A 654-nucleotide genomic window follows, 5' to 3' on the forward strand; every position below is an offset into this window, starting at 1 on the left:
CAGCACGCCCCACAGCAACCACAGCCCGGTCATGGGCTCGGGGGTGTGGATGCCCAGGCCGAAGACGAGCACGCCGGCCACGACGCTGATCGGCAGCATGTGCCAGAGATAGACCGTCATGAGCTGCGGGCACACGCGGTCGAGCAGGCGCGCGGGCGCGGGGCGGTCGGTCCAGGCGGCGATGCGGTCGCGCAGGAGCACGGCGGCGCCGACCTGGAGTACGCCGAGCGCAGCCAGCAGCAGCGTGGGCGGCGCGACGTTGGAGGTCTCGGCGGCGAAGACCCCGGTCATGTTGGGCGAGTGCGGCCCGGCGAGCGCCAGGAGGGCCGCCGCGACCGCGCCGCCCGCGACCATACCCACTGCGTACCGGCGGGGGGTNTGGATCGTGGAGTCGGCGTAGTGGAACCCGATCTGGTGGACGCCCAGCCACACGAACGCGACGTTGAGGTAGCCGACACCGTCGATGCCGCTGCCGAAACGCAGGGCGTCGACGACCGCGGCACCCGCGAGGAGCCCGATCGGCACCCACCATCCCAGGCGCCGCTGCGCGCGGGCCAGGACGGGCGTGGCCACGACCACGAGCACGTACACCGACAGGAACCACAGCACCATCCCGGCGGCCCCGGCGCCCACGAGGACCGGCTGGGGGGGGGC

The 654-nt window shown here is 73.8% G+C and carries 1 protein-coding gene; it reads right to left on the reverse strand.

Features of this window, described 5'->3' with window-relative positions; all coding sequences use genetic code 11:
• Positions 1–654, reverse strand: a 654-nt coding sequence (locus tag D474_RS0119775) for an acyltransferase family protein (RefSeq protein ID WP_017615239.1), incomplete at both ends; no start/stop codon positions are given.

This window comes from Nocardiopsis salina YIM 90010, assembly GCF_000341025.1.
In the GTDB taxonomy this organism is placed as follows: Bacteria; Actinomycetota; Actinomycetes; order Streptosporangiales; family Streptosporangiaceae; genus Nocardiopsis; species Nocardiopsis salina.